General features: G+C 65.1%; 1 pseudogene. It reads left to right on the forward strand.

The annotated features are described in order from the left end of the window. Nucleotides 1-760: pseudogene (locus ACXJKR_RS33955) on the forward strand (TonB-dependent receptor); the annotation flags it as partial.

Here is a 760-nt window from a genome sequence, read left to right on the forward strand (position 1 = left end):
ACCTTCGGCACGGCCGGCTTCGTGCCGGGCGTGTACATGCCCGGCGTCAACACGCGCTGGAACGTCATCGGCTGCGAGAACACCGCCGGCTCCGTGGCCGCGAACGGCCAGCCCTGCGCTTACGGCTACATCCCCAACAACCAGCTCAACAACGGCACCGGCAGCGTGGTGGCGGGCACCAACACGTTCACCAAGGCGCAGTACGAAGAACTGATCCGCCAGACGCTGACCATGGCCCCGGCCGGCCAGTTCTACGGCGGCTCCAAGGACCGCCCGGCGACGCTGATCGACGGCTGGAACCAGCTCGACGTCGACAAGATGTTCCAGCTTGCCGGCATCCCGGTGCGTCTGGACTGCTTCCGCACCTGCACGGCCAGCGACGGCAAGGTCTACGACATGCCGATGACCAAGTTCACCGAGAAGTCCAAGGCCGCCTATCTGATGACGGACTTCGAGATCGACCGCGTGCCGTTCACGAACTGGGCCCTGCCCTTCGGTATGGAACTGGCAGGCAACTTCGGCGTGCGCGTGGTGCAGACCGACGTGACCGGCACCGGCTACCTGACCTTCCGCTCGGTGCGCAAAACCGCCGCTTTCGATATCAACAACCCGACGGCCCCCGCCGGCTTCGTGTCGAACACCTTCTCGCAGAACGCATCGGTCGAGGCCAAGTCGACCGACGTGATGCCCTCGCTGAACCTGGTGCTGTGGCCCGTTGTCGACAAAGTCGCGCTGCGCTACTCCCTCGGCAAGACGATCG

It is taken from the genome of Roseateles sp. P5_E11, from assembly GCF_054049355.1.